General features: G+C 52.1%; 3 rRNA genes. All 3 read right to left on the bottom strand.

The features are described 5' to 3' along the window. Positions 1-256, bottom strand: a 23S ribosomal RNA gene (locus tag AC3WJN_RS25575); the annotation flags it as partial. Positions 257-477: 221 nt separating this feature from the next. Continuing rightward, a 5S ribosomal RNA gene (gene rrf / locus AC3WJN_RS25570) occupies positions 478-594 on the bottom strand. A gap of 133 nt (positions 595-727) precedes the next feature. After that, positions 728-796 (bottom strand): 16S ribosomal RNA (locus AC3WJN_RS25565); the annotation flags it as partial.

Genomic DNA, 796 nt, shown 5'->3' with positions numbered 1-796 from the left:
GCTCGCCACTACTGACGGAATCACTATTGTTTTCTCTTCCTCCGGCTACTTAGATGTTTCAGTTCACCGGGTCTGCCCTCTCATCACCTATGGATTCAGTGAAGGATACCATCCCATTACAGATGGTGGGTTGCCCCATTCGGAGATCCCCGGATCAAAGCGTGCTTACCGCTCCCCGAGGCTTATCGCAGTTCGCTGCGTCCTTCTTCGGCTCCTAGCGCCAAGGCATCCACCGTGTGCCCTTAGTAACTTAACCACGACGCACAGGATGTGCTAGTGCATGCGTTGCCTCATGGATGAGGCGCACTTAGCATGCCATCCTTGCTTTCCGTAATTACTAAAAAGTACTTACAGTTTAAATCCTTAGCAATTACATGCAGTATCCAGTTTTCAAGGAACAAGTTGCGACGCACAGGATATGTGCCTGCTTCACCTCACGGATGAGGCGCCTTTAGCAGACGATCCTTTTTGGCGTCCGCCTGGCAACGTCCTACTCTCCCGGCTCCCTGCGGAGCAAGTACCATCGGCGCTGGAGGGCTTAACGGCCGTGTTCGGTATGGGAACGGGTGTGTCCCCTCCGCCATCGTCACCAGACTTATAGGATGTAAGTCGTTCTGCGTTCTCGCATGGACGCGAGTGCTCTTAGCAGAACTTCCTTTCATCTTTTGAAGGATATGCTCCTTCAAAACTGAACAGCGAATTTGCGCTAACGGTCATATCTCCATAGAAAGGAGGTGATCCATCCGCACCTTCCGGTACGGATACCTTGTTACGACTTCACCCCAGTCATCTACCC

The organism is Brevibacillus sp. FW306-2-1A-C05A (genome assembly GCF_058781555.1).
The sequence above is the reverse complement of the archived record's forward strand: the minus strand, read 5'-3'. Positions and strand labels throughout refer to the sequence as shown.